The 25155-nt window shown below is 60.0% G+C and carries 31 protein-coding genes; 26 read left to right on the forward strand and 5 right to left on the reverse strand.

All coding sequences use genetic code 11. The annotated features are described in order from the left end of the window. Positions 1–465: 465 nt before the first annotated feature. From PCE31107_RS14870 to PCE31107_RS14885, 4 genes are all read left to right on the forward strand, one after another. Positions 466–1161, forward strand: coding sequence for a metallophosphoesterase family protein (locus tag PCE31107_RS14870; protein ID WP_150609464.1), 696 nt, complete (start codon positions 466–468; stop codon positions 1159–1161). A gap of 14 nt (positions 1162–1175) precedes the next feature. Further along, the gene (locus PCE31107_RS14875) at positions 1176–1370 is read left to right on the forward strand and encodes a hypothetical protein (RefSeq protein WP_246174735.1); all 195 of its coding nucleotides are present in this window, start codon (positions 1176–1178) and stop codon (positions 1368–1370) included. A 135-nt stretch (positions 1371–1505) separates the two neighbouring features. Further along, on the forward strand, positions 1506–2543 hold the full coding sequence (locus PCE31107_RS14880; protein WP_150609466.1) for a hypothetical protein: 1038 nt from the start codon (positions 1506–1508) through the stop codon (positions 2541–2543). Positions 2544–2644: 101 nt separating this feature from the next. Then, positions 2645–2893, forward strand: coding sequence for a DUF4031 domain-containing protein (locus PCE31107_RS14885; protein WP_150609556.1), 249 nt, complete (start codon positions 2645–2647; stop codon positions 2891–2893). 59 nt (positions 2894–2952) lie between these two features. On the opposite strand, the gene PCE31107_RS14890 is transcribed toward PCE31107_RS14885, so the two are convergent. Further along, complete coding sequence (locus PCE31107_RS14890) at positions 2953–3396, reverse strand: hypothetical protein (protein WP_150609468.1); 444 nt, start codon at positions 3394–3396, stop codon at positions 2953–2955. A 595-nt stretch (positions 3397–3991) separates the two neighbouring features. Between PCE31107_RS14890 and PCE31107_RS14895 the strand changes: the two genes are divergently transcribed. From PCE31107_RS14895 to PCE31107_RS14990, 20 genes are all read left to right on the forward strand, one after another. Continuing rightward, entirely contained in the window at positions 3992–4918 is a 927-nt protein-coding gene (locus tag PCE31107_RS14895) for a ParB/RepB/Spo0J family partition protein (RefSeq protein WP_150609470.1), read from the forward strand. Positions 4919–5121: 203 nt separating this feature from the next. Beyond that, positions 5122–5343, forward strand: coding sequence for a hypothetical protein (locus PCE31107_RS14900; protein ID WP_150609472.1), 222 nt, complete (start codon positions 5122–5124; stop codon positions 5341–5343). Positions 5344–5484: 141 nt separating this feature from the next. Further along, the gene (locus PCE31107_RS14905) at positions 5485–6288 is read left to right on the forward strand and encodes a CsgG/HfaB family protein (protein WP_150609474.1); all 804 of its coding nucleotides are present in this window, start codon (positions 5485–5487) and stop codon (positions 6286–6288) included. Between the two features lie 200 nt (positions 6289–6488). Further along, positions 6489–7919 (forward strand): Eco57I restriction-modification methylase domain-containing protein, encoded by a 1431-nt coding sequence (locus PCE31107_RS14910; RefSeq protein WP_150609476.1) that lies wholly within the window; start codon positions 6489–6491, stop codon positions 7917–7919. A gap of 73 nt (positions 7920–7992) precedes the next feature. Continuing rightward, positions 7993–8361, forward strand: a complete 369-nt coding sequence (locus tag PCE31107_RS14915) for a hypothetical protein (RefSeq protein WP_150609478.1) — start codon at positions 7993–7995, stop codon at positions 8359–8361. Beyond that, positions 8358–8711, forward strand: coding sequence for a hypothetical protein (locus PCE31107_RS14920; protein ID WP_150609480.1), 354 nt, complete (start codon positions 8358–8360; stop codon positions 8709–8711). The genes PCE31107_RS14915 and PCE31107_RS14920 overlap by 4 nt, the downstream gene beginning before the upstream one ends. After that, positions 8711–9016: a nicotinamide mononucleotide transporter gene (locus PCE31107_RS14925; protein WP_150609482.1), complete on the forward strand. Its 306-nt coding sequence runs from the start codon at positions 8711–8713 to the stop codon at positions 9014–9016. The genes PCE31107_RS14920 and PCE31107_RS14925 overlap by 1 nt, the downstream gene beginning before the upstream one ends. 77 nt (positions 9017–9093) lie before the next feature. Beyond that, the gene (locus tag PCE31107_RS14930) at positions 9094–9573 is read left to right on the forward strand and encodes a hypothetical protein (protein WP_150609484.1); all 480 of its coding nucleotides are present in this window, start codon (positions 9094–9096) and stop codon (positions 9571–9573) included. Continuing rightward, positions 9570–9791 (forward strand): hypothetical protein, encoded by a 222-nt coding sequence (locus tag PCE31107_RS14935; protein ID WP_150609486.1) that lies wholly within the window; start codon positions 9570–9572, stop codon positions 9789–9791. The genes PCE31107_RS14930 and PCE31107_RS14935 overlap by 4 nt, the downstream gene beginning before the upstream one ends. Before the next feature lie 20 nt (positions 9792–9811). After that, on the forward strand, positions 9812–10105 hold the full coding sequence (locus PCE31107_RS14940) for a hypothetical protein (protein WP_150609488.1): 294 nt from the start codon (positions 9812–9814) through the stop codon (positions 10103–10105). A 17-nt stretch (positions 10106–10122) separates the two neighbouring features. Then, entirely contained in the window at positions 10123–10605 is a 483-nt protein-coding gene (locus PCE31107_RS14945; RefSeq protein WP_150609490.1) for a hypothetical protein, read from the forward strand. A gap of 17 nt (positions 10606–10622) precedes the next feature. Continuing rightward, the gene (locus PCE31107_RS14950; protein ID WP_150609492.1) at positions 10623–10940 is read left to right on the forward strand and encodes a hypothetical protein; all 318 of its coding nucleotides are present in this window, start codon (positions 10623–10625) and stop codon (positions 10938–10940) included. 24 nt (positions 10941–10964) lie between these two features. After that, positions 10965–11216 (forward strand): hypothetical protein, encoded by a 252-nt coding sequence (locus PCE31107_RS14955; RefSeq protein WP_150609494.1) that lies wholly within the window; start codon positions 10965–10967, stop codon positions 11214–11216. Positions 11217–11233: 17 nt separating this feature from the next. Beyond that, entirely contained in the window at positions 11234–11449 is a 216-nt protein-coding gene (locus PCE31107_RS14960; protein WP_150609496.1) for a hypothetical protein, read from the forward strand. 628 nt (positions 11450–12077) lie between these two features. Then, positions 12078–12401 carry a helix-turn-helix transcriptional regulator gene (locus PCE31107_RS14965; RefSeq protein ID WP_217425204.1) on the forward strand — a complete coding sequence of 108 codons (324 nt, stop codon included), beginning with the start codon at positions 12078–12080 and terminating at the stop codon, positions 12399–12401. Positions 12402–12411: 10 nt separating this feature from the next. Continuing rightward, a complete protein-coding gene (locus PCE31107_RS14970; protein ID WP_150609498.1) occupies positions 12412–13746 on the forward strand; it encodes a type II toxin-antitoxin system HipA family toxin in 1335 nt (444 codons plus the stop codon). Positions 13747–13783: 37 nt separating this feature from the next. Next, the gene (locus PCE31107_RS14975; RefSeq protein ID WP_246174737.1) at positions 13784–14137 is read left to right on the forward strand and encodes a hypothetical protein; all 354 of its coding nucleotides are present in this window, start codon (positions 13784–13786) and stop codon (positions 14135–14137) included. 310 nt (positions 14138–14447) lie between these two features. Beyond that, complete coding sequence (locus tag PCE31107_RS14980) at positions 14448–14627, forward strand: hypothetical protein (RefSeq protein WP_150609502.1); 180 nt, start codon at positions 14448–14450, stop codon at positions 14625–14627. Positions 14628–14676: 49 nt separating this feature from the next. After that, positions 14677–14997: a hypothetical protein gene (locus tag PCE31107_RS14985; RefSeq protein ID WP_150609504.1), complete on the forward strand. Its 321-nt coding sequence runs from the start codon at positions 14677–14679 to the stop codon at positions 14995–14997. An 89-nt stretch (positions 14998–15086) separates the two neighbouring features. Next, positions 15087–15551, forward strand: a complete 465-nt coding sequence (locus PCE31107_RS14990) for a DUF1064 domain-containing protein (RefSeq protein WP_246174740.1) — start codon at positions 15087–15089, stop codon at positions 15549–15551. Positions 15552–15941: 390 nt separating this feature from the next. On the opposite strand, the gene PCE31107_RS15000 is transcribed toward PCE31107_RS14990, so the two are convergent. The 4 genes from PCE31107_RS15000 to PCE31107_RS15015 all read right to left on the reverse strand — a co-directional run bounded on the left by PCE31107_RS15000 (position 15942) and on the right by PCE31107_RS15015 (position 21441). Continuing rightward, positions 15942–17729 carry a DUF4942 domain-containing protein gene (locus PCE31107_RS15000; RefSeq protein ID WP_150609508.1) on the reverse strand — a complete coding sequence of 596 codons (1788 nt, stop codon included), beginning with the start codon at positions 17727–17729 and terminating at the stop codon, positions 15942–15944. 386 nt (positions 17730–18115) lie between these two features. Further along, on the reverse strand, positions 18116–19351 hold the full coding sequence (locus PCE31107_RS15005) for a DUF1173 family protein (RefSeq protein ID WP_150609510.1): 1236 nt from the start codon (positions 19349–19351) through the stop codon (positions 18116–18118). 57 nt (positions 19352–19408) lie between these two features. Continuing rightward, positions 19409–19840, reverse strand: coding sequence for a hypothetical protein (locus tag PCE31107_RS15010; protein ID WP_174966679.1), 432 nt, complete (start codon positions 19838–19840; stop codon positions 19409–19411). A 335-nt stretch (positions 19841–20175) separates the two neighbouring features. Beyond that, a complete protein-coding gene (locus tag PCE31107_RS15015; RefSeq protein ID WP_174966680.1) occupies positions 20176–21441 on the reverse strand; it encodes a phage integrase N-terminal domain-containing protein in 1266 nt (421 codons plus the stop codon). Positions 21442–23160: 1719 nt separating this feature from the next. Here PCE31107_RS15015 and PCE31107_RS15020 point away from each other — a divergent pair. After that, the gene (locus tag PCE31107_RS15020) at positions 23161–23922 is read left to right on the forward strand and encodes a hypothetical protein (RefSeq protein WP_150609517.1); all 762 of its coding nucleotides are present in this window, start codon (positions 23161–23163) and stop codon (positions 23920–23922) included. A 2-nt stretch (positions 23923–23924) separates the two neighbouring features. Next, on the forward strand, positions 23925–24566 hold the full coding sequence (locus PCE31107_RS15025) for a hypothetical protein (protein WP_150609519.1): 642 nt from the start codon (positions 23925–23927) through the stop codon (positions 24564–24566). Positions 24567–25155 lie beyond the last annotated feature (589 nt).

The raw sequence follows: 25155 nt of genomic DNA on the forward strand, positions 1-25155 counted from the left end.
GCAAGCACTCGCGCCGCCTTCGCCCCGGCTCACAACCCAGCAAGTCGTCCAAAGCTTCACCGCGCGCGTGGGACGTCTGCGGCCACGTCACCCTATGGCAAGCTTGGTGCAGCGATGACCCGCATGCACCGCCCAGCGGCAGCAGGGCTTCCCTGCGGCAGCGGTCCTGCGCAGTGCAATCTGTGCGGCCACCGAGCTTCGTCCTGCAGACCTGGAGCACAAAGTTCAGGTGCCGGCCGCGGGCGGCCAGTCTGTCGTGAAGTAGTCAGCAACCATCAGGTTTTCGGTGTTTCTCGTCGCAATCCCATTCAGGCGCGCCGCTAGCACAACCGGGCGGACCTGCCCCCTCTCGTCAATCAGCTTCGTTGAGCCCGTCCTCAACCGAGCGTTTGTCTGAGGCCATTTGTGTTTCATTGCCCCTTAGGTACGCTGCTCTTCGTATCGTCACGCACTCATCGAGACGCCATGATGTCGAGTCTAGCCCTGTCCTACCCACGCGATACCCAAGGCCGCGACTTAGCGGTCGGGGATATTCATGGCCACTTCACCAGCCTCGATACGGCCCTGCGCAAAGCAAATTTCTCCCCGGCAGTCGATCGCGTGTTCTCGGTTGGTGAGAGGATTGGCCACACACCGCTCAGACAGATCTGCCGCCTCGCTAACGTCTATTACATCGACGCGGGCGTTGAACAAGCTAACGCTTGTCCGGAGCTTACCTACCGCCGGTCCAATCCTTCAGGCAGAAGCCGTCGCCTAACTCGACCATCACCCACAAGAACCATGAACGCTCGCCAACTCACTTCGCTCTGGGAACACTACGCTGTCGCGAACAATCTCCGCCTGCAGGAGGCAGACAGTATCGCCACGCTTTTCGGCATGGACGAGGTCGATGTGGACTACACCTACAGCCGCATCGTGCTACCGGATGCCGGCGTCGTAGAAGTCGAGGGGCTCGCCGACCAGGAAGGCGAGATTGAGTGGGTCGCACTGGTGGACACGGACGAATCGATGTGGGTCGTGCTCGGCACCGGCACACCTTTCGAGGCGCAGGACACACTACCGACCGTGAACGGCGTCGTTATGGCCGTGCCCGCTGCGGTGCGCCGCCGGATGCCCGGCACACTGCCCGGCATCCCCGTCTTTTTCCCCAACGCTGCCTGAACAGGAAAGCGCGCGTGACAAACATCCCCTCCTCATCTCAAGGCCCTGAGCAAGGGTCGCTCGCCCGCTACAAGAACCGCATCGTGCGGGTTGTAGGCGTTGCTCAGGGTGAGCGATCGAAGATCCAGTGGTTGACGGAGGACGGTGAGATGCGCATGAGCGCCGTGAAGTGGAAGAACCTGCACCGGATGCAGCCGCAGCTGTTCTGATGCCCTCTTGAGAGACGAATTCCATGGCTGATCCGAACGAGCAAGTACCCTTCGCGCCCTGCGACGCGCAGGCCAACGACCAGAACACGCGAGGCTGACCATGGCCACTTCGCCATTACTCGGAGCACAAATCGCATGACCAACGACCTGAAGACCCTGATCGTCAACTACGCGCGCGCCTGCAATCGCGACGCCCCGTTCTCAGTAGAGGAAAGCGCCGAATCCCGGGCGCTCGACGACGCCCTCGCGGCGCTGGCACCGGCTGATCTCGACACTCGTGCAGAGAGCGCCGCCAAGGCGCTCGAACGCGAGCGGTGCAATCAGTTCGAGTGGTCGGACGAGGAGTTCGAGATCTGGTGGAGCAAGGACGAAAGATGCAAGCGCGCCGATCGCATCGCCGAGGCGCGCTTCATTCTGCTCGCGGCGCCGCCAGCCAAGCTTGACCAGCAACCGGCAGACCCGTTCGCAAGCCCGGTCAACTGGCCCGCGCCCCTGACCGACGAGCGGATTCTGGAGATCCGCAATCAGGTCGCCGTTCCAGTGTCGGAAAAGTGCGCTGGCTACGACGCCCTGTGGATTCGCGCGGCGCGCGCGGCAATCGCTGAGGCGCACGCCTGCACGGCAGTCAGCGCCGATGCCGCGTTCGATCTCTGGTACGCCGGACAACGCCACCAGCTCGTGAACGAGCAGGTCTGCCGGCTGATCTGGACGCGAGCATGGGAGCTGTGCCTCGCCGCCCTTCGCGCCGGCGCTCTCCAAGTTGACACGCAGCGTTTTGGGGCGGACATCGCACTGAAATTCGCCACACAAGGCGCTGCGGCGCACAGCAGCAATGCGCGCCTGGAGTCTCTACCGCAGCCGGCGCCCGAACTGCTCAAGTGCCTGCAGCGGTTAGCGAACGTCTGCGCAGACGCGACGGCCGACGGCCGTACGGAAAGCAAGGAGGACATCCAGACGCTAGCCGAGATCGGTGCTGTGCGCCTAGGCCCATTCGGCCGAACCTACATGACAGATTACGGACGCTGGCTGATTTCGGCCACACATCCTGATCAAAACGGCACCCTGCTGACCCACGTTGCGGCACGGCCCGATCTGCTTGACGCGGTGTTGCCCGATCCGGCCGTGGACCGGCACCGAGAGCGTGCCCAGCCGCCGACACGACGTGCCGGTTAGTGACGTGGAGTCACCGCAACTTCGGATGTAATGGGCACCGGAAAACAGGGAATAGCGTCGTGGCGATCTATGTGGAAGCGCTTGAGAGTTGGGGCTGGAAGATGCGAGGACGTGAGGTCCGCAGTTGCCATATGTTCACGGACAGCTTGGACCTGGAGGAACTCCACTCCTTCGCAGAGCGAATCGGGATGCGACGGACATGGTTTCAGATTCACAAGGTAGCGCCCCACTATGACCTGACGGAGAACCGACGCTCTGCGGCTGTGTTGTTCGGGGCTATCGAAGTCGGCCGACGGGAGGCAAGCGCGATTTGGCGTGCCCGGCGCGATGCCTTGCTGACAACAACGTAGGGACAAAACGCCCACCGTCTCCCAACGGGAGCGCAGTGGGCGTAGTTTTAGTTGATTGATTATGTGTTCGGCGAAAGCAGCTCGCTTTTCGTATGTCCCGGCTCCCCGAAAGGTATGCCGAAATGCCTCGCCAGCTCCGCAATCGACTGTGCCGCGCACTCGACAGAGTCGTCCGTGTGCTTAACATAGGCCCGGAAGAAGAATTCGGCTTCGGTAACAACGAGAACGTCGCACTCGGTGCGTACCGAATTTTCTTCACCTGCGTCCTGCGCGTCGTCCACATCGACCAACGGATCGTACCGCAGGAACTCTGCGCGATAGTCGAACCTCTCCACCTTGTACAGATTGTTGGCCCTGACGACCGCCGATAGGCTGACGATATCCTGGGCGGATTGCTTGCTCACCTGAAATATTGCTACGCCGGGAGCGTTGTCCAATTCACCACCGCCGTGTACTTCGACGCGGTAGCACTTTGGAATGCCAATCTCGGTATTGCTGTTCATGAATGACTCCTTTGCCCGATGGGCGATTGAAAAAAAGGAGCGAGCGAAAACGCTCGGATGAGCAGAACTCATCGCAGCGTTCGGGACATTCAGGGACTTTTCAGGCTCTCCGGGCAGGAGATTGGGGCGGCGCGTAGCCAATGACAAATGATGCCGATTGAACGGCTGAGCTATTCTAGCGCACCAAGACTGGACTAACAACGGGTCCATTTCACGACCACTTGCGAAGCCCGCACGCCCCGTGGTAATTTTCGTTCCAGCCCCTCGAGCGGCATCATCTGCACCAAACTGACTTTCACGCCCTTCTGTCCTGAGCGCCCGCGTCCCGGACCCGCGTTTTCTCTAGTCAGCAACATCCCAAAGTTCATCAATTCCGCGTCCTAGCCGTCTAGGTCGTAGGTCCTTTTTGCCTCTTAACTCGACTTGCATTCCGACCTTCGCGTCGGACCATGTCGTTACGAGGCCCTCGCATGTCCCGTCAAGGACAAACCTTCACTGGACATCGCCCTCTCCCTTTACAGAAGCCCGTTCGGGCAAACAGGAGAAAACCTTGAAAGCCACTAGTCAAGAAAACAACGAACTCTTCGGCGCCACGTTGGACGCGCAGCTCGCGTTCAACACCGATATCGCATTCGGCGGTGTGAAGAGCCTAATGACGTTGATCAAGGCCAAAAGCCGCGATCTGTATCAGGTGCCGATCGAACTCATCCAAGAACTGCCGAATTTCAACGTCCGCGTCCACGATGAAGTCTACGACGCCCACGTTGACTACCTCGCGCAATCGATTCTGGAGAACGGCTTCTACCAAGACAAGCCGCTTGCCGGCTACGTTGGCAACGTCGACGGCAAGAACGTGATCTACCTGACGGACGGCTACAGCCGCTTCAAGGGAATCGCGCGGGCGAACAAGCAGGGTGCCAGTATCACCACGGTGCCGATGGTCTTCAAGTCGGCGGCGACCTCGATCGAGGACCTCACGGTCGCGCTCGTGACGTCGAACGAGGGAAAGCCCCTCACTCCGTTCGAGAAGGGCATCGTCTGCAAGCGCCTCGAGGGCTATGGAATGGAGCGCACCGAGATCGCGAAGCGCCTGAAAATCTCTTCGGTCTACGTCGGCCAGCTGCTAACGCTGATGGGTGCGCCGAAAGAGATCCGCATGCTGGTCCAGGCCGGCAAGCTGTCCGCCGAGAACGCGCTCGCCGCCATAAAGAAGCATGGCACCAAAGCGGTCGGGATCCTGCAGACCGCCAGCGAGCAAGCCGCGGCATCGGGTCAGAAGCGCATTACCGAAAAGAGCCTGCCGGGTGCCCAACTCGCGAAGGTGATTAAGAAGCAAGCACCCGTCATGGCGGAAACACTGCGCAGCGTGAAGGATGACCCTGGCTTCTCCGCGCTTTCGCCTGAGCTTCGCGACAAGCTCGAAGCACTGCTCGGCACGCTCGAAGCGAGCGAGAAGGCAGCGGCCGAGGCACCGAAAGCAGCGGCTGCCGCGGCCGAAGCAACGACGGAAACGGTGGAGTGACGGCCATGATCTAGGTGAGCCGAGCCCTTCGCGTCTCAAGGAATCTCTGTGTCTCCGTTTGCCCCTGTCGTCTGCCCTCACTCTGAGGGGGTGGCGCAGGGGCGTCTTCATCTCGTTTAGCACAGGCAAATGCCTTTCCTAAACCGGTTGGCGCCGTAGCTGGCGGCGCTTATGGAGATGCCACAAACCACCTTGGAGCCTACATGTCCTTCGATTCACCCACACCAGAATTCGACCGCCGAAAGGTCCAGATCGAGCGGGCATTCGACGCATCCGACTGGCTCAAAAGCGCCGTGTCCTACTTGAGCACCAAAGACCCCTTGGATGCCATCAAGGATGTCGAGGTGCTGCTCGAGCTGATGACGCTCCGTGCCGACGAGATTCTCGCGCACGCGCAAAAGCTCGCTGCTGAGCGTGGCGAGTAGGACTTGCATTCCGAACGTCACAAGGGACACTGATTTCGCAGGCAAGACAGTGCCGCGATCACCGGGCTTGTCGGACGCGAATCCATTTAACGCCGACCTGTTCGGCATGTCTCACCACCACAATTACGAGGACCACAAGCGATGCGTAAGACTTTCATCACCATGGCGGCCGCGGTGTTCACCACGTTGCTCGGCGCTTGTTCGCAAATGCAAATCGCCGGCGGCGGCCAGAGCCCTGACAGCACTGCCGTGGCCGGCACGCACGCGCCGACGGCCGACAACATGCACCGCTGCGCCGCCCCGCTCGGCACTATCGCGATCGAAGAGGACACCGGGGCATCGTGGTACTCGCTGCTTACCGGCCAGTATCATCTCGGCAGCACAGTTCCTGTGCTCAAAATGCTCGTCCAGGAGAGCAACTGCTTCGTGATCGTGGATCGAGGCCGCGCCCTCAACCAAGCAATGGAGGAGCGTGCGTTGGGCGAGGCAGGTGAGCTCCGTGCGTCGAACAGGATCAGGAAGGGCAAGATGGTCGTCGCCAACTACACAATGACCCCCAGCATCACGTTCTCGGATCAGAACGCAGGCAGCATAGCTGGCGTGCTGGCGGTGATCCCGGTCGTGGGTGTCTACGCAGCCCAGGTCGCTGGCCAGATCAACACTAAGTCGGCCTCGACGACACTCACGTTGGTCGACAACCGCTCGACGGTACAGATCGCGGCGGCCACCGGATCGGCCCGCAGCATGGACGTCGGTGCGATCGCGGGGCTCACGTCGTCTCGTACGGTTGGCACGGTAGGGGGCTACTCGGACACGCCGGAGGGCAAGGTCATCATCGCCGCCTTCACCGACTCTCTCAACAACCTCATCGACTCGGTTAAACAGTACAAGGGCCAGCATGTGAAGGGCGGCCTCGGCACCGTCGGCCAGCTTCGTGTCGACTGATCCCCTCCCCGCCAGGCGCTCACCTTCCCCGGCCGCAGCCGGTTTTGCGGGCGGGCGCCTTTTTCGTCTGAAGGAGACAACATGAACGCCAAGGCGATTGCAGGTGCACTGACGGATCCCGACTGGATGCGCGTGCCGATGCACGACCGGGAGGCGATCGTCTCGCTCGACACAGCAGAACCCGGCGAGATGGCATAAGCATGCACACGTCCTACCTCAACAACGCCTCCGCAGATCCGCAGGGGCAGCTACTTTTCGACGACGCGGCAACCACGGCGCGGCGGGCGGCGGTCGATGTGCTGCACGCTCGTACCGCGATCTATACCGCCAGCCCGGTCGTCGATGACCTTCTCAAGCGTCTCGCCTGGCCGGACGCGGCCAGCCGTCTCGTCGATCCGAGTTGCGGCGACGGCATGTTCCTCGCCCGGGCGCTCGACGCGCTGCTCGACGCCCGGCCCGCCGGGTTCGATCCACGCGGCCAGATCGAAGGGTGGGAGATTCACCCGGCGGCGTGCATCGATGCGCGATCGCGCATCGCGGCCGTCCTCGTCTCGCACGGCTGGTCGCCCTCCCGCTCGTCGGCCCTGGCCAACGACATGATCCACAACCGGGACTTCCTGACCGAAGGGCCAACGACACCACAGTGGGACATCGTGGCTGGCAATCCGCCATATCTACGCGCGGCCAACGTGCCGGAGCTTCTCCGAACCGAGTACAGCCGCCATGTGCCGGACTACGCACGGGGCGACATGTTGCACAGCTTCCTCGAGCGTTGCAGCCGCACGGTGCGCCCCGCGGGCCGCATCGGGCTCGTGACGGCCGATCGCTGGCTTTTCAACGATGGTGCGAGCCGTCTGCGCGAGCGTCTTGGCCAGCGCCTGTCGCTCGCCCACGCGGAGCGCCTTAGTGCCGAGACTGCCTTCTATCGGCCCAAGCAGCGCCGAGCCGGCTCGCCGCCGCGCGTGCATCCGGTTTCCGTGGTGCTGGTGTCGGATGCCGGCGCTGAGCAGAACCTGACCCGCCGGCCGATTCACCCGGGCGTGGACGAGAGTCGGTACGAGGGCATGCGACTGCTCGGCGACTTCGCGGAAGTACGGATTGCGCCGTGGCTCGGTACCGAAGGCGTCTTCGTGGTCGACGCCGCGACTGCGCGCGGTCTGCCACCCGAGTGCCTGGTACCGGCCGTGGATACGGACGATATCCAGAACGGCAAGCTCGGCACGCCGACGCGCTGGGCCATTCGCACGCACCCAGGGGAGGAACCCTGCCCGGAAATCATGGCGCACCTGGGGAGCCGGATGCACTTGATGGCCAAGCGCGGCCGGCAGGGCAAGGCCTGGATGCCTCCGGAGTCGTTCCACTCGCTCGATTTGTCGCGCGAGTCTCTGATCGTTCCGCGGATCGCGAAGACGCCCAAGGCCGTGCGCGTGCCGCCGGGCGTCCTGCCGATCAATCACAACCTGAGCATCGTCGCTGGCAGCGCCGCCACGCTCGATCAGGTCGAGGATGCGCTGGCGGCGCCAGTCGCGGCGGAGTGGGCTCGCGACTACGCGAGGCGCCTTGAGAACGCCTACCTGTCGCTTACAACGACACTTCTACGACGCATGCCAATGGCGAACGTGCCGGCGTGACCTGCAGCTCGAGCGAGCTTGCACTCGCCACCCGGCCCGTATTCTGGAATCACACACGCTAATGGAGAGGACCATGAATGCACGTGAACGACTCGCTGCTGTGGCCGATTGGCTCGGCTACAACGACGAGCAGCTGAGCTTTGGCCTGCGCAACGCCTTCGACGCGCTGCGCCTCTACGACTACTCCCAAGCGCACCCGGAACTTCCCGAGATGGCGGACGAGTGGGAAGAATCGGACCTGATCGCCGCGCTCGGTTACTCGCCGTATGAGTTTGACCAGAGCGAGGCAATTCTGTCGCACGAAGCGGACACGAGCGGCGCGGGCAAGGCAGCCGAGGCGATACGCGCGGCCCGCAAGCTGCTCGACTCCGTCGCGTTCGTCGCGAAGGACGGCGACACCGCACCTGTGATCGAAGCGCTCGACGAGGTCATCCCCGCATGAAGCGCTTGCAAGCGGCCTCCGCGCCCGCTCCAATCCCGGCCCTGCCGGATCGCGACCAGGCGTGCGAGGCGATAAATGAGGCACATCACGACGGGCGCAACGCACTCTTCGCCAGCCACCGCAGTAGGACGGCGCTGTGGCACGCACAGGCACTGTCGGAATGGGCCATCCGCGCGACCACGTCGGCGGCGCTCACTGCCTCGCAGCACGACCGTGCGATCGCGCGCGTGGGCGGGGCCCGGCGCAAGCCGGCCAAGCCCAATTGCTACGCCGGTTCACTCGGACGTGGGCCGGCGGGCGAGGCGCGCCGCATCACACTGATTGGTCAAAGAATGGACGGGGACATCTAATGCTTCACTTCCTCGAGTGGGCTGGAGCCGTGTTGGGCGTGATCGGTTCGTACCTGTTGGCGGAAAATCGCGCGTTCTCCCGCTACGCCTGGCCGATCTGGATCGGATCTAACGCCTGCCTGATCGCCTACTTTGCGTCGATCCATTCGTGGGGCGTACTCGCGATGCAGGCGATCTATCTTCTGTCTTCCGTTCGCGGGCTTTATCGATCCTTTCCTGGTATTCGGTCGCGGCTCCGTCGCCAAGCGCCGCCCCGAAGTGCGGCCGACGAATCCCTAACGTCGCGGCGGCGCTTGACCGAATAGGCACACGTGCCTATCATCAACGCGCAACCAAATAGGCACATGTGCCTATCCAAATTCTCAATTACGACGGAACCGCTATGGCCAACGCAATCGCCAGGGTATATGTGAACGATATCGAGGTCGGCGCCCTGCCCGCCGATCAATACGACAAGATCGTCAACACGGTGCGCGCTAACAGACGCATTTACGTTGTGCAGGCCGTGAACTACTGCAGCGTACTGTGGCGGTTTCTTACCTCGTCGCTACGCCGCGTACCGATCTTGTGGTTCGTCATGCTGGTTGCTGCCGAGGTCTTTGCGCCCTCTTCCGTGACAAACGTCATCGCTGTTCTTCGTCAGGCTACGCCAGCTTTGCTCAACCAACAGCTCTGTAGCCTGATTTGGACTGGCTGGTTGTTTTCCATGGTTATTCACGCGGTCTATATTGCTTTCTTTTCGTATCCAATGGGGTACGTGAACGAGTTCGAAGCTAGGATCAGCCGCCACATCCGCTCACTGCTCGAAGTTCCCGCTGAGGGGACGATGATGGTCATCGTGTCGAGCGCCGCCGACAAATGAGCAACAGAGATCGCTATCGGCAGTTGCTGATCGCGCATGGACTGACTCAGGCCGAGAGCGCGGTTCTGATCTGCGAGCAGACGCAGCGGCCATGCTCGGTACGGACGGTTCGATCATGGCTCAATGATCCGGACAAGGCCAGTTCGCGCGAATGTCCAGATTGGGCGGTCGCGGCTCTGGAGAACGCCATCGCTCGTCGTCGCAAACAGCAACTCTGAAGAATTGAAGGAGGGTGACCATGTACCTCGATCAACTGAATGCCATAGGGAATTGCCTCGGACTCGCGGCCATTTCCTATGTTGGTCATGAGCAGACCGTGCTGGAAATCATTGACGACTGCCAGCGCGCCATGGAGGAGGAGCGTGAAGGGGCCATTGGCCCATGGGAGCAGCGCGAACTTGACTACGCCCGCGTTGCCGTCCGATCTGGCTTCCTGCGCCTAGCGTTGGTGGCCGCTGAAAAGGCTCTGATTGTCAGTCAGCTACCGCGCGACGAGTACGAATACGGCTTCAACTTCGGCAACGCGATCTAACACAGAGGAGGAAAGTCATGAAGCACGACCAAATTCAAGCTGGCATGTTTTACCACGACGCAAAGGCGGGTGTGCGTGAGGTGATCGTTATCGAAGGGGCGCCGCTGCGAGTCAAATACAGGGTGTTGGCGGCGAAACAGACGCAAGCGTATGACTACGAGTCTCGCGCGATGAAATCGCTCATCGGTAGTGAATCGGTCGTGAGCCTAGAATCGTTTGCATCATGGGCCAGGAGCGCGCATGACCGCAGATCGATTGATAGCGTGTTGCTGTCGCTCGAGGCACGTCGGGTGAAGCTGTCCCCGGGCGAGCAGGCCTTCGTGCGCGCCACGCTCGATGCGGCTCACGGGAAGATCGCTGATGGCATGCGTGTAGGCATTGATCACACAGAGGGCCGGTCTGTTGCCGGTCTCGTGAAGAAGGGCATTGTCGTCCGCGATGGCGACGAGGCGGTAATCACGAAACTCGGTGCGGCTTACGTCGCGATTGCACAGGTTTGAGAGAGGAAAGTTCGATCATGATTCTGAGTGATGCCGAGCGCACCGCTATCCGCGCCGTGGCCGCCGGCGACAAAACGAAGTTTAGCGAGGCTGTGTTGAAGCAACCGGTCAGCTCGGTTGATGCAGTGATTGAGCCGGATGCCGCTCAGTTCCGGGTTGGTGATGTGTGGGAGAACTCGCGGGGTGTGCGACATCGAGTGGTTCGCGTCGAGAAGCGGGTCGCGCACTTGGTCAACGAGAAGACCGGCCGTACCGCTAATCGCGCCTGGGATGATACGGGCTGGAAGTCGGGAAGGATTTGGGCGCGCGTGGAGTCGGCCCCGACCAGCAAGTAACTGAAAGAGAGGCCGGAGATCGCCGTGACACAAACCGTATCAATGGAAGATGCGCTTCGCTGTGCAGTGCTGACAGCCAAGGAGCAGCCTCGTGAGGTACCAAATGCTTGGGCTGGATGGATTGAGGAAGCGGAAGACGCACTGGATTCGCATGACGCAAGTCGAATCGGTGATGCTGTCAAATCGGTCCTGATGGCACATACACAGTATCGCGCAGATTTCGATGTCAAGGGTTGGCTGTACGACCTGCGCAATGCGGCGCGAGCGGTACGATGACGATAGGAAAAAGAGCCATGAAGAACGTCAAACCGCTCAAGGACGGCAAGTACACGGCCAAGTGCAAGCAGACGACGATCCTGGCCGCTGTAGCAGCCGGTCACTCGCACGTCTTCCCGATGGCCGATCTGATCGTTTCGAACGGATGGGCGCGGTTCTACAAGGGAGGCAAAGAGGTTTGGTCGTGCAACCCGACGTATGCCGCTGTGCATTTCGAAGTTCATCAAGCCTAGGAAAAACGCGACGCGTGACGGCCGAAGGCCCGGACTCCGAGTCCAGCGGTCGGTCACGAGCGCACGAACCGCTACCACGTCTCGGCCATTGTGACCGGTAGGCCCAAGCCATTCTGGCGGCAGCTGTAAAGCAGAGGGAAGCAGGAAGTGGCGAATCCAGAGCAGGTGATTGCCAAAATTCCACCGCCTGCCTGAGCTCTACATCCGTTCCCCCTCTCTACTCGCCAATTCTTCGCAGCCTGAGCACCTGCGGCCCAGCGCGTGGTGGGATTGCATTGCGAATGAAATCGTCGTCGCTCGCGCGGGCGACGAGCACAGGCCGCCCACGATCGCCTGCCCGCCCCTATTGCGCCGACCACGTCTCGGTGCGCCTAACGCAAGTCCGGGGGCGGAATCGCTCACCTCGCTCTAACAGCGCCGCCCCGAGCGCGACCTGAATTGCCCAAAGAGCGCATCTCATTCATTTTCGGATGCATTTGAAGCCACTGACGCACAAATTTCCATTCTATGGCTTCATTTGAATCCGTTCCGGCTCTATATGTTGCTCACGGATATTGCTTGCTATAATGGTCTCATTTAGAGCCGCTGTTAGCCGCATCCCGAGTCTGCGATCTTAAATGAGGCCGCTATGGCAATACTGAAATCGATGACCCCTGACCAGATGGTTGCTCGGGTCGGCGAAAACATCAAGGCGCTGCGACTGCAGCGGAACATTGACCAACTCACCCTGGCCGAGCGCGCTGGCGTGAGCCGCAGCGCCCTCAAGAACCTGGAGAACGGCAGCGGATGCACGCTGCGTACGCTCGTGAGCGTGCTGCGCGCGCTGGGCCAGGAATCGTGGATCGACAGCTTGGCGCCCGTCGCAACCATCAACCCGATGACGATGCCCCGCAGTGGCGTCACCCGTACACGCGCGAGCGTGAAGTCGGCCCGCCGCTCCCGCTCCTCCTGAACAACACTCTATGGCCACTATCGCACCGAAAACCCGCCGCTCAGCGCCGCGCCGCGCCGCCTATCAGCATGTCGACCGCGTCGAGGTCTACCTCTGGGACGAACTGGTCGGCGCCGTCGCGCTCGATCCGGCATACGGCTACTACGCCTTTGCCTGGTCGCCCGATTTCATCGAATCGGGCGTCGAGCCAGCACCGCTGCAAATGCCGACCGACCGCTCTGGTCCGTTCATCTTCCCGAACCTGCCGGACCTGACGTACAAGCGCCTGCCCGCGATGCTGGCGGACGCGCTACCGGACGACTTCGGCAACGCCCTAATCGACCGCTACATGGCCGAGCAGGGTATTTCCGCGTCGGGCGTTACGCCGCTCGACCGACTGGCATACATGAACTCGCGCGCGATGGGTGCGCTTATCTTCAAGCCGTCGCGCGGCAGTCGCAAACACGTGCCGACGTCGATCAAACTAAGCGATCTCGTTGAAGAGGCCCGCCGAGCAGTGCACGGCGCCGCGATTGACGACGACGGTACGAACGCCGCACTGCGCAGCATCATCGACGTCGGCACGTCGGCCGGCGGCGCTCGCGCGAAGGCTGTTATCGCCCTAAATCCGGATACGAAGGAGATACTGTCCGGGCAGATGGACGTGCCGGACGGGTACGAGCATTGGCTGCTCAAGTTCGACGGCATGGGTCCGGACAACGAGCTTGGCACGAGCCAGGGCTATGGCCGCATCGAGTACGCCTACTACCAGATGGCCACGGCCGCCAAGATCACGATGTCGCCTTGCACGCTGCTCGAAGAAAACGGTCGAGCGCATTTTATGACCCGTCGATTCGACCGCGAAGCTGGCAATGTGCGCCACCACATGCAGACGCTGTGCGCGATGGCTCACCTCGACTACAAGAAGAAGGGCACGAACGCCTATGCTCAGCTGTTCGGGACCATTCGGGATCTGGACCTCTCCTACGAAGATATGGAAGAAGCGTTCCGTCGGATGGTATTCAACGTGATGGCGCGCAACTGCGACGACCACACGAAGAACTTCTCGTTTCGCCTGCGCCGTGGCCGTGCGTGGGAACTAGCGCCCGCCTATGACGTGACCTTTGCGCACAACCCGCAAGGGGAATGGACGCACCAGCACCTGATGTCCGTGAATGGCAAGTTTAAGGATTTCACGATCGACGATTTCCTAGCCGAGGCTGAATTGTTCGGCATCGGCTCGATCCGGCGCGTGATCGCCGAGGTTCAGGAAGCCGTCTCTAGGTGGCCTGAATTTGCGGCTCAAGCAGGTGTCGACGAGCAGAGCACGGAGAAGATCCAGTCACTGCTACTGCCAATGGCTTGACCACCCTGGCCCGCACACTGCCCGTGGAGAACTCGTGATGGACACCATCGCCGCCTCATACCTCACCGACGACCGAGATCTGCCGGCCGAGGAGCAGCGCCGCCTCGTGATCTTCTTCGGCGGCAACGGCGATCTGTACGTCCAGGTCGCGCCAAAGAACGGACCGACCGTTGATGGAGTTCGCGTCTGTACGTCGGGCGGCGCTTCGACGCAATGCCCTGGCCTTGGGCCGGCACTGGCAGACGCGTACCGCGCGATGCTGGCTGCGCAGGAGGGCGTGAAGGTGGAGCGCCGCCAGCCCAGCGACGAGCTCGAGGCTGAACTGCGCGCCTGGCGAGCCCGCTTCCCTGATCTGGTCTTCGACGGACTGTCGGAGATCGTCGACGTCTGAAGCGGGCTACACCAGCAGGCGCTACTGCCAGTCTGACGCCGCGCTGCCTCAATTAGGCCCTCGCCATGGTCAAGCGTACTGCCCGTCCGAAGACCGCGGCTTCTGGCGTATGAAAATGAGCCGCCCTTCTCGGCAATCACGCCCGCGCGCACGAGTACTACGCCGCCCGTCCTGAAGCAAACGCTATAAATCCGGTCCGCTTTCACCCGCTATTTCGCGCCGTGATTTCGAGCGATCTTCGTTACCCTGAGACCGTACAGGCGGAGCATGTGCGCTTCCCTGCAACCTCGACCAGGATCCACACCTCACCATGATCCGCAACCCGGACAGCGTTCGCGGGCTTGTGAAGGAGCTCGCGCAACATGGCGTCGACGTGACCGTGCACCCGGGCACCACGTTGTTCGGCGCCGCGCTCAAGTCGCTTACCAGCGAATCCGCCACGACGATCATCACCCTGCTGCTCGAGTCGCGTCAGGCACAGGCCGCGTAATCCGCCCTTCCTGATCAGACCCTGCTCAACAACGGAGAACGCCTTGAGCATGAACGCTGTGACTACCGAAGACATCCTCGGGCAACTCGAAGCCGGCCCGCTCGACTCTTTCGCGATCGCCAAGATCCTCAACCACTCGCACGTCGCCGTGCTATCGAAGCTCGAAGACCTGATAGACGCCCGCCAAGTTTCGATCGACTCGTACCGTACGAATGGCCTGCCCGAATACCGCCTCTTCAAGCGCCCGCGCCGCAGCGCCAAGCCGGCGTCGATCGCGAGTGGCCCCTACGTACCGGAGGTTACCCCGCTGAAGGGCTACGAATCTAGCCTGATGGCATTCTGTGACGCCTGCATGCTCACGCGCCGCTGATAGCCTGGGCGGGCGGCGCTCGTAGGCTGGCTTGCATTCTGATTCGCACGGGTAGCCTCGATAGACCAATGGCTTTCGAGGAGGTATCCATGGCAACAGGACTGCGGTTTTCGGAGGAGGAGTACAAGGCGCTGAAGCAACGCACAGGATCGCGCGCGGCGCCGCCGGCGGTCGAAGCACTGACGACCGAGCCCGCGGCGCCGAAGCCTCAAGACCGCATGCTCGCTCTCGGGAGGCTGCCGCAAGGCAAGATGAACCGGACCGAGGCTGCATATGCCGCGCACCTCGAGATGCTCAAGCACGCCGGCGAGATTACCTGGTACCAGTTCGAGGCGATCAAACTGCGGCTGGGCAAGAACACCTTCTATACGCCCGATTTTGCAGTGCGCCTCAAGAGCGGCGAGCTCGAGCTTCACGAGGTGAAGGGCTTCTGGAAGGACGACGCTCGGGTAAAGATCAAGAGCGCCGCCTACCTGTACCCGATCTTCCGCTTCGTCGCCCTCACGATGATCAGGAAGCGCGACGGCGGCGGCTGGCGGCGCGAGGAGTTTTAATCCTCGGACACGATCAATGAATCGCCTGGAAACGAAGGCCGAACAAAATGGGCATCAACAACACAGGCTTCGCCCGTTGCAAGTTCTGTGGTGCAGAGTATCGCCTCTTCACGATATTCAACCGGGACATGCAGGGTTTGTGCAAGACATGGAAGCGCCGCCATGAGCACGCGTGCGCCAAAAGGACGCCGGCACAACGCAGGCTGTGGGCTCGGAAGTATGCGGGAAAAGATACTACAGAGAGCAGCCTGACCGTGGATTTAGCCCACGCGGGGTTCGGAGGTACACCTCTGGGGTAACATCAGTCCGCTAGAAAGAGAAAACCCACCGGCACTCCTGTCGGAATGCTCGGTGGGCGTGGGTTACGGGTTATCGATTTCTTTGCGTCTATTATGCCGCTGCAAGAAGCGGCAGTTGATGCTGAGTAACAGCGCAGGCGCCCTTGGATTGCTCAGACGCCAGCCGAAACTCGACGTGGATGCCGTTAGCTTCGTGCACTTCCTTCATCGCTTGGTCAATCCTCTCGCAGGCCTGCTCGTGGCCGTCCCACGACTCGTTATCGATGGATCTGAACGGATCATCGTACGAACGAACGCCACTCTTGGCTACAGCTTTCCGGATCTCCTTGTCCAGTTTTTCAGCCTTCTCATACTGATCCCAGAAGCCGGCTGACTCCAGTTTCAAGTTCTCAGCAGGAAGCCAACCGCGGTGACGTCCAACTACCCGGTTGAGACGGTCAATCAGCTTCTTGTCCCGAGGAAAAAAGTGAATGGTTCCCATCCCCGGGTAGTAGCGGATGTCAAAGTACGACGATTCGACTCGCGCCCCATGCTTCAACTCAGTCCAGCACGAGTTGCACGCACTGACCAGACTCAACGCGGGAGCGGTATCTCCAGCCAACAACGCAAACCCCTTGTCGAAGTCCGCAAGCAAGCTTTGCATTTCCCATGGTGCAGAACTGTTCCACGTATCGGCGGGGAAGCCAGGGATGATGAAACGTGTATAACGAATCCGCCGCCCAATGGACCGGTAGTGCTTGTCGTTGCTGCGCCACCCACGGTAGTAGGCGACATTGTCGCTATGGTAGCGAGTAATCCGGTCGAAAGTGTCGCACAGCATATCGATCTGGATCTTTCCCTGTTGCTCGCAGATCCCGATCAGAAAGCTGTAGATGTTCTCCACCGTGAATTCAAGCTCTGCAATCAGCTTGAACTCAGACTCGACCCGCTTCTGAGCCTGACTCGACAGCCGGCTTGTCACATCGGCGGACCTAACGACCGATGCCCAGGCACGCCCCTTCAAGTCACCGTACGCCTTTCCGAGGGCCTCTCGAATCAATTCAACCCTAGGTGCGACCACCCGGTCCGACTGGCCAGGAGAACGTGGCCCTATCGATTCGCCGAGCATGCCCGCGTACGCACTGGCCTGAGCCTCCGCGAAAATTGCTGCGCGGGCGCTTATCACCGCTGCGTTGAAGATAAGGACGCGGTTTTCGATTTCGTTCGCGGGCAATGCCACCTGCCGAGGCTCGGCATATCCATGTCCGAGTTCCTCATTGCTGACGGTGTCTCGCTGCAAGCCACGCAGGAGATCCATCGTCACAAACGACCCGACTTCAGCCTTCTTCACGAGGTGAACGATTGCCACGTCCACTGGCGTGCGGCGTTCCGCGTCATCGACCTCAAAAGCTCCTTCGACAAATTCGACGTCGCCGAAATCGGCAATGAGTTTGACGAGACGTTTGCGCTCTGCCGATAGCGGTTTTCGGACAGTTTCGGCATTGATGATCATCACCACCTCGCCATCCCATAGCAAGTCCCACGCTTTCAGCACGTGCTTCTCGCCGTTGTGAAACGGCGGGTTGCCGACGATCGCCGAGTAGCAGGCACCCGACTGCATCGCGAGAAAGTCGTGACCTACAATTTTCACGCCAAGTTCGCGAAGCTCAGAGTGGTGGCGAACATCGATTTCGCAGCATTCCACGTGGGCGTACGGTTGGGTGCCAAAGGAGTGTCGGCGTTCGTGCATACCCTTCAAGAGATGACCCTTCCCAGCGGAAGGCTCGAGTACTCGGTCCGGGTGCTTGTTGTTCAATTTGCTCCAGACTCGCCTAGCGAGATCAGGCGGCGTGGGGTAGAACTGAAACAGGTCACGCGTGCCGTTTCGTTGCGTGTTCATAGACTCTCTCCTTATTGCGCCCGATGGCGCGTTGAAAAACAGGAGAGTTGGCAGCTTCGGGTAAGCGCTTTGAGACGCTGAGCGGAAAGTGCCGGTCTGGCGAGAGGTTTCCGGGGGGAGCCGGATCGCTAAGGATGGTGGCGAACATTGCCGATCGAACGGCTAGTACAAAGTCTAGCGAGAAAGCGTGATCGTGGCAACAGTCCAGGAAGTCAAAATCCGGCTGATGCAATTCCTTACTTGTCGGCGCAACTGGAACAGGGACGAGTGGTCGTCGCGCACAAAGGGCCATTTCCGAGCAGACCGAAAACTCGTCCTCGCGCCAGCCGCATAGACGATCCCAGCGCCTACCCTGCCGCTCGTCATCGACGCGAATTATCGAAAAGTCATCCTTTATGGGCCAACTGTCCGGCGCCGCCAGCACGCATCAAATCTGGCAGCTTGCGGCGCGTGTCCCATTCGATGACCTGCACGCTCCGTGCCTTGTAGCTCTTGATCTTTTCCGCCTTTCGCGCCTCGTACTCCGGATTGCCCATCATCCCCCAGACCTCGACCACGCACTCGCCTTCCTGATCCTGCAGGCAGAAGTCCGGGAACTCGGCCGCGCCGTCATAGCGAAGCGGCTTCGTGAAAGCCCGGCCCGCATCAACCAGCGCTTCAGCCATCTGCATCTCGTAGGATGAGTCCGCGGGAATGTAGTGCCGGCTCGTCAGCATGAAGGACATGTCGACGCCCTTGAGCGTCCCGTTGCGCGTGACCTCAACCACCATGATTAAAATAATGTGCGCATCAGGATTTTCCATCTGGGCGGCGACCGGCGGCGCTGACTGCTGCGCACGTTCGACGATCGCCGTGTCGACGAAGAACGCATGCATATGGTGTTTGAGCTTAACCTTGTGGCTGAATTTGGAGAGTTCCATCGACTTCAGCTCGCCGATGACGATGCCGCGCAGCCTATAGTCGCCTTGTACCTCTAGGCGCGAGCGGAACTTCGCCCAAGACGATTCGATCGCTTCGCGCTCGGTCTCGCGCCAAGCCGGTACGCAATACAGCGCGTTCTCGACCGGCTCACCATTCACCTTGCCGTCAAGGTTGATGAGCGCGCGGCGGCAGCGCCACCAGTCGCGCGTCCACCCCGGGCGCCACTCGTTCAAACCCGAACGCTCCCACAGCGAATGAAGCATCCCTAGCAAGCCAACCTTCGCCCGAGCCTTACCGCCATTTTTCGGCTCCTCGCTGCGCCGGACCGCCCCGATCCTTGCCTCGATGCGAACCTTAAGAGGCACATCCGCATTGATGTCGACTGACCCGTCCGGCTTCTCGATAATCGCGCCCTTTGCGTAGCCCGCGCGACCGCTCTGCGCTTCCGCGCGCATGCGGAAAGTACATTTCTGGTGATGGGAGAGCGCATCTTCCGGCCAGACGGCCAAATGGTATAGCCCGTCGCGCAGCCGGATCTGCAGTCGCCGGCCACCAGGCACGCATAGGCATCGTGCATGTCCCTGTGTGGCGCGGGCCAACTCGAACCACCTGCAATAGCGCTCGGGTTCCTGAAGGATGTCCTCGAGCAGCAGTGCGTGCCCGGCCAGATCAATGCGCTCGTTGTGCGCGATGCCTTCCATGCGTCCCCCGGAAGCGAGCGCACGAAAGACGAAGCGCTCGCAAACACCTGCGTTGGTCTACTTGAGTTCGCGCAGGAGGTCGAGGTAGGAGACGTATCGCTGCGCATCGTCTTCCAAGATACTAAGACGACTCGCGATTTCACACGTTTGAATGCCTGGGTTTTCTTGGCGAATTTCGCCAATTCGATACAAATTCTCCGAGAGCAGTTCGTCATCGCTCAGCGAGCTAAACAACGCGTTCTCTCGAAATTCTTCGTCCAGCCACGTGGAGAATGCCTGCGCATCGACGTCGCCCTTCGCCTTCATCAGCCCATGAACGCCCTGAAGTGTGATCATGGTGACCACGCCCTCTGGCATCGGGCTCGGCCACACTTCGTCTTGCATGTCGGCGGCGCTCACGAGAGCGTCGAGGTCAGCACCTTCAACCATGCCCACGACCTTGGCGACGTCGCCAAGTCGTAGGGCGACAAGAAGCCTGTCTCGCGACATAGAAACGAGCACTTCTTGACCGGCATAGATTCGCCTTTGAACGGGCATAGTTGGAACAATGAGGTGGAATTGATAAGCAACCGTGCGTTGCAGGAGCCAGACTATACTAAATCTTTTTCATTTTCACATCTGGGGTTGACTATATTAACAAATACAGAATTTCCCCCAGAATATTTGGCTCCAATCGGTCGTTTGATAAGACCTTTACAGGATGCCGAAGTACCGGCGGCACGCGTGCAGTTTCCCAAATCCTCGGATTCGCGCACGGACGGCATGCGCGGCTGTTCCGACCGTGCAACACAGCCACCCAACTGCGCTGCATTGAGCGCCATTTTTCAACCTTCCCCGCCTGACTTGGGGGCGCGCGGTTTGAAAAGCACCACACTGTCTTTAAGAGGCAGATCCATTTGACGCACATCAAGCAACGCATCCGTCCGGCGCCGCCCGGCCTTATCTTGAACCGGACCACTAGGGGCCGATGCAGACGACGCCGGAACGACTCCACGCAGCACCGGCCGTGACTTTGCCGATCGCGCCTGGCGCTCCTCGTCGCTGACCTTCTGCGGTGGGCGGCGGAGGCCCTTGAAGTGGCCATAATACGAGCCTGTGATGCTCGTGCGGCTATGGCCGAGCTTTTCGCTAACTTGGCTCAACGCCAAATGCAGCTCCTCAGCGGGCATCTGATCGGCCGTTCCGCCAAGCGTCGGAGGCACGAACGGCCGATCCTTGTTTACCAGACCAGCGTTCTCCGAGTACTCGGCACGCAGACCGTGACCGGCAACGCCGGCGGCGCTCTTGGTGACGTCCATTTCACTCATGCGTCGCATGTATTCTTGGCAGCTATACGCGAGGGTCGCGGGTTTTCCCCTCCGCGTCGTCTTCCAACCCATAGAATCGCCCTTCGGCATGCGTGCCTTCACGTAGTCCAGCATCTCGCGCTGGAAGGTGTTCTCTATCGGCACGTTTCGCGCCCGGCCGCCCTTCGGTCCCGCGTTCGGGTAGACGGCGAGGTAGTCCCCGTGGTCGCATTTCCAGGGCTTGAGCATCAGGATTTCCTTGCGCCGCAGGCCGAACGCAATCGCCAGACGGAGCATCAGGCCAAAACGCTCATTGAGCGCATCCGCTTGGGCGATCTTCTCTTCGACGTTAACGCCGTTCTTCGACCACGACTTTGACTTTGTAGCAACAGTCCTGCGCTGCAGTTCAGCCCTCGGCACATGAGGGAGATAATCCTGAAGCGTTCGCACCATGCCCTTCTTGCCGATCCAGATCGCGAACTTGCGCAGCACCGAGAGTTCATTTTGCATCGTGGCAACAGCCCGGCCCTCCGAGTGCCAATGTTTCACGAGCACGTCGACGTGCCGTTCACCGAGGTTGCGCGGATTCTGGAGCTTGAAACCGAGCACGGTCAGCGTGCCGAATACAGCAAACAATACCGACGCCGTCAGTTCTCGCGTCCGGTGAGAGGCTACATTACCGTTCACGCGGACGCCAGCATGCCGGTCCACGATGGTCTGTAGTTCTCTCCGCCAGCCTCCATGAGTGTCCGTACGCACTGCAGGAGTCGCTTGCGAAGCACCTAGCTCCATGAGTTTTTTCATCCCAGCCTCCATAAGTCGTTCATCACACAATGATCACGCCTCGCCGCGTGCGTTACGCATTGTGAAATGCGCGCCCGATCTCGCCGGGGTACCACACATACAGTAGCTTTTGAGGGGTATGAGCGAACCCTTCGTAAAAATGTGCGTTTGTGTCGCCGGCTCCAGCTACAACTTTTGCTGCTCAGCGATCACCCCGGCGCTTCCGCTAACCGGGTCTCCCTCCCATGCGGGCTGGAACTGGCCTTTCTAGCAGGGACCATACTGCACCGGTTCGTCTTGCGACGATATAGGCCCGGTACGAGCCTTGTTCGTTTATCTCCCACATGCCTTAAAGCATGTTGGCTGGGCCCTCTATCCGCCGGTCTTGCGACCCGATCAAATAGCCCACTCACCGACGTCATCGGAGAGCAGCAAAAGCCTCTTCTACCGCAGGTCGTACGACCCTTTGGAACTTTTTGTATGTGGACGTTCTGATGTTCGACACCGGACGCTCTGCCGCACGCGATAAGGGGTTTGCGCCCCCTCTGTGTTCGATTGTCGTTCGAATTGAACCGAGTGAAAAAAAACGCGCTTGCGCGCGAATTCACCATTTCGAGGTGGTCGTCCTACGACGAATTCACCTAATGGCGTGGTCAGTGATAGTGCTACCAACTGACACTGGGGAGAGCGAATCCGGCGAGGGATTCGCATGCCGCCAACGCGGCTTAGGAAACTACTGGCTGGAGCCACTGCGCTCCGATGGACAAAAGTAAATCACATCTGGAGCGTCGCTGCAAGCGCCTCAGCGAGGGTCTCGTGTCCGTCCTGCGGAACCATGTGAAAAGGACTAGGGGCATTCGGACCGGTACCTCGCACCCTTCCGCACACGACGGCAGCGTCCCACGATACTCCCCGTATCGCCCCGCTGTTCGACACTCATCGCCCATGTATCAGCGAAACTCAACGATGGTGCGCACATACAGTCTACGTTGCTCAACAATGATCACCTTTTTTCAACATTAATCCTCAGTTCTCAACGCTTCTCTCAACATCCCTCTCCACTTCTCAACGATTTACTCAACTTTACTAAACAGACTTCATCATCTCGCTCAACGTTAATTAACGTTGCTACCTCGATCGACTTAATAAAAGCCCACTTTCTCCTGGATTCATTCAAATTTTCCGTATCGATCTATGTAAATCTCTCAACAACCGCAACCCCTAACCCAAAATTGCACCGTGACCTCGTTAGACGAGTTTTTGGCCAGAAAGCGACAGGAGCGAAACCGAGGGAAACTTGCTGGGCTCACAAACCAAATTAGAGCCCTCAAGGATCTGGGCGCGAGCTACAAGGAAATCGCTGAGTATCTCCAGATCGAGCACGGTCTCACGGTCACTCGTGGTGGACTGCAAAGGCACCTGAAAAGCCGTTCGAGCGAACAGTCGGCCCCGCCCGCGTTCGACATCGGTTCTCCGGCGACACGTCTGACTATCCCACCGGCAGCACAACCGCATCTGCGCCCCCCAAACGCGACACAAGAATATGCATCTGCTTCAAGCGAGACATTCACTGACCAGCGCCGAAGTGAAGGCGACGCAATCCATACATCCGAGGCGCCGCGGGCGGAAGTCCGGGCTAAATATGACCGGAACTCCCCAGAGCATCTGGCGAAAGTTGCCGCACTTAGGCAAACGAACAGCAAATCCAAGACGTAATCTTCACCAACAAGGGGAATAGCCATGCCACTCAAACTTCTCGTCATTCATTCCACCAGCATGGTGGGCAAGAGCACGACCGTCGCGACCTTACTGCATCCGCGACTCGAATCACCGAGGGTCTTCTCCGTCGAAGAGCAGAATCAAGACGCAGCGCGGTACGGTATCGACGTCACGCGCTATCACGCCTCTGAATTCAAGCGGCTCATGGAAGACGTCGAGCTAGAAACGAACGATCTGATCGTCGACGTCGGAGCGTCGCAATATGCAGAGGTCATGAACGCGTTCGACCATGGGCGCGGCGTCATCAATGACTTCGATGTCGTCATTGTCCCCACTACGCCCAACGGGCGCGTCCAAGAGGAGACCCTGACAACAATTGAAAGCCTCCGGCAGGTGAATCTGCAGATGGACAAATTGCGAATCATCTTCAACCGGGCTGCTGTACTCAAGGGTAGAAACCTCGAGCGTCAATTCGAAGATGTCATCGCTCATCTCTTCTCTGAGAAACAGATTCCTTACTATAAGGATCTCGTTTTGTTCGAGAGCCCCATTCACGCGGACCTTCGTGAGGCCGGTTTGTCCTTCCGCCAGATCGAGAACGACCATACGAATTACCGGCAGGCACTCGACGAAGCAAAAAAATTAGACCCGCGAGGGTCGGAGATTCTCCGCTTAGTGCGCATGCTCGCACTCCAGCGCGCCGTGGCCCGAGCCAAAGAAGATCTCGACCACGCGTTTGCTGCGCTCCGTCTCCCCGCAGACAACACTAAGGCGAAGGAGTAAGCATGCTGTATGGTGGACCGTACAGCGCGGCCGAAGAGATCTATCTTATGCAAGCGGAGGAGGCTACAAACCTTCGTGCTGACATGCGTGAGGTGGTAGACATACTCCATGCCCACCACACTCATAATCTGGCCATGGCCGAACGGCGGCAAACGGCGGATCACCAGATCCTCGAGACCGTCGCTGCCCTGATCACCATCGCGAACGCGCTTGAATCTCTCGCGCGCCAGGCGGACTCGATGCCGGATCGAGTTCAGGCAGTCCTCAACGCGGCAGACGTAACCGAGATTCACAAGAGGCTCGCGGATGCCTTGGCCTTGGACATCTGGGCGCGACTCGGCACTCATTCAGAAGCCGAAGCCAAGCGCTTAGGAGACATCGGAGCCCGTATCGAGAAGAATGTGCACGAGATCGTCCGGAATCTTCACGACGCGAACGCCGGCAAACCGAGTCTTCCGCCGCTCAAACCAGAGGGGACAGCAAAGGGGAGGCTCTTGAGCCGAGCCCGCCTCTGCTACATCTACTTGTTGCGCCTGAGCGGCGACGTTCATCATCTTGTGAGTATCGTCGCAAGCGTCTGCGTCGCTCTGGCCGCCATCGCAATCCTGGTCGGACAACTTTCTCACGTACCATCCGGCCACTGAAGGCCGCGTCCTCTTCATCCCACAGCGCTGTCCGGTCATGACACCAATAGCCGCGAAGACACCTGTTTTCGCGGCTATTTTCCATTCACGGCACACTGAAATCATCTCGGCGCTCACTCCATCGCGAATGGGGCCCCTGTGATTCATCCATCGCCTTCTGGCATCAAATGTGCGGAGCGCAATGTATTTATTTAGATGGGGGGGGTGAAACTTCTGCTGGAAGCGCCGTATCTGCTCTATATCGACACCAGCATTTCCTCCACTAACGTGTAGATAGGACATCGCGTGATCATGCGACCCAAGACTCCCACTTCGCCGTTGCGGAGGATGACCGCAGCTCTATCTATTAGGATGCGGACCGGACTACGATGCATCTACATCAAGGTAGGAAAATGCGCACCTCAAGCGGGCGTCGCGCGTCCCCGCGTGGCGCTGATTGCGCATCGCGTGGGCGAGATCATCGCTTATGCAACGATGCAAAAGCCGAGCTTTTCGCCGCGTGACAGGAAGCACTTCGCCGGCTTGCCGTGGATACCCATTCATCGGGGCGCCCGTTGACTGCCGCTCCCGTCACTGACCGACTCGCCTG

The sequence above is a fragment of the Pandoraea cepalis genome (assembly GCF_902459625.1).
GTDB classification, from domain to species: Bacteria; Pseudomonadota; Gammaproteobacteria; order Burkholderiales; family Burkholderiaceae; genus Pandoraea; species Pandoraea cepalis.

Bases quoted from the DNA above. Each gene is read 5' to 3' on its own strand.
- PCE31107_RS14960 (WP_150609496.1), top strand. From the start codon at position 11,234: ATGAAGAACGTCAAACCGCTCAAGGACGGCAAGTACACGGCCAAGTGC.
- PCE31107_RS14925 (WP_150609482.1), top strand. From the start codon at position 8,711: ATGCTTCACTTCCTCGAGTGGGCTGGAGCCGTGTTGGGCGTGATCGGT.
- PCE31107_RS15000 (WP_150609508.1), bottom strand. From the start codon at position 17,729: ATGAACACGCAACGAAACGGCACGCGTGACCTGTTTCAGTTCTACCCC.
- PCE31107_RS15020 (WP_150609517.1), top strand. From the start codon at position 23,161: ATGCCACTCAAACTTCTCGTCATTCATTCCACCAGCATGGTGGGCAAG.
- PCE31107_RS14990 (WP_246174740.1), top strand. From the start codon at position 15,087: ATGGCAACAGGACTGCGGTTTTCGGAGGAGGAGTACAAGGCGCTGAAG.
- PCE31107_RS14870 (WP_150609464.1), top strand. From the start codon at position 466: ATGATGTCGAGTCTAGCCCTGTCCTACCCACGCGATACCCAAGGCCGC.
- PCE31107_RS15010 (WP_174966679.1), bottom strand. From the start codon at position 19,840: ATGTCGCGAGACAGGCTTCTTGTCGCCCTACGACTTGGCGACGTCGCC.
- PCE31107_RS14910 (WP_150609476.1), top strand. From the start codon at position 6,489: ATGCACACGTCCTACCTCAACAACGCCTCCGCAGATCCGCAGGGGCAG.
- PCE31107_RS14920 (WP_150609480.1), top strand. From the start codon at position 8,358: ATGAAGCGCTTGCAAGCGGCCTCCGCGCCCGCTCCAATCCCGGCCCTG.
- PCE31107_RS14935 (WP_150609486.1), top strand. From the start codon at position 9,570: ATGAGCAACAGAGATCGCTATCGGCAGTTGCTGATCGCGCATGGACTG.
- PCE31107_RS14905 (WP_150609474.1), top strand. From the start codon at position 5,485: ATGCGTAAGACTTTCATCACCATGGCGGCCGCGGTGTTCACCACGTTG.
- PCE31107_RS15005 (WP_150609510.1), bottom strand. From the start codon at position 19,351: ATGGAAGGCATCGCGCACAACGAGCGCATTGATCTGGCCGGGCACGCA.
- PCE31107_RS14930 (WP_150609484.1), top strand. From the start codon at position 9,094: ATGGCCAACGCAATCGCCAGGGTATATGTGAACGATATCGAGGTCGGC.
- PCE31107_RS14915 (WP_150609478.1), top strand. From the start codon at position 7,993: ATGAATGCACGTGAACGACTCGCTGCTGTGGCCGATTGGCTCGGCTAC.
- PCE31107_RS14945 (WP_150609490.1), top strand. From the start codon at position 10,123: ATGAAGCACGACCAAATTCAAGCTGGCATGTTTTACCACGACGCAAAG.
- PCE31107_RS14950 (WP_150609492.1), top strand. From the start codon at position 10,623: ATGATTCTGAGTGATGCCGAGCGCACCGCTATCCGCGCCGTGGCCGCC.
- PCE31107_RS14980 (WP_150609502.1), top strand. From the start codon at position 14,448: ATGATCCGCAACCCGGACAGCGTTCGCGGGCTTGTGAAGGAGCTCGCG.
- PCE31107_RS14885 (WP_150609556.1), top strand. From the start codon at position 2,645: ATGCGAGGACGTGAGGTCCGCAGTTGCCATATGTTCACGGACAGCTTG.
- PCE31107_RS14985 (WP_150609504.1), top strand. From the start codon at position 14,677: ATGAACGCTGTGACTACCGAAGACATCCTCGGGCAACTCGAAGCCGGC.
- PCE31107_RS14890 (WP_150609468.1), bottom strand. From the start codon at position 3,396: ATGAACAGCAATACCGAGATTGGCATTCCAAAGTGCTACCGCGTCGAA.
- PCE31107_RS14970 (WP_150609498.1), top strand. From the start codon at position 12,412: ATGGCCACTATCGCACCGAAAACCCGCCGCTCAGCGCCGCGCCGCGCC.
- PCE31107_RS14900 (WP_150609472.1), top strand. From the start codon at position 5,122: ATGTCCTTCGATTCACCCACACCAGAATTCGACCGCCGAAAGGTCCAG.
- PCE31107_RS14975 (WP_246174737.1), top strand. From the start codon at position 13,784: ATGGACACCATCGCCGCCTCATACCTCACCGACGACCGAGATCTGCCG.
- PCE31107_RS15025 (WP_150609519.1), top strand. From the start codon at position 23,925: ATGCTGTATGGTGGACCGTACAGCGCGGCCGAAGAGATCTATCTTATG.
- PCE31107_RS15015 (WP_174966680.1), bottom strand. From the start codon at position 21,441: ATGAAAAAACTCATGGAGCTAGGTGCTTCGCAAGCGACTCCTGCAGTG.
- PCE31107_RS14965 (WP_217425204.1), top strand. From the start codon at position 12,078: ATGGCAATACTGAAATCGATGACCCCTGACCAGATGGTTGCTCGGGTC.
- PCE31107_RS14880 (WP_150609466.1), top strand. From the start codon at position 1,506: ATGACCAACGACCTGAAGACCCTGATCGTCAACTACGCGCGCGCCTGC.
- PCE31107_RS14940 (WP_150609488.1), top strand. From the start codon at position 9,812: ATGTACCTCGATCAACTGAATGCCATAGGGAATTGCCTCGGACTCGCG.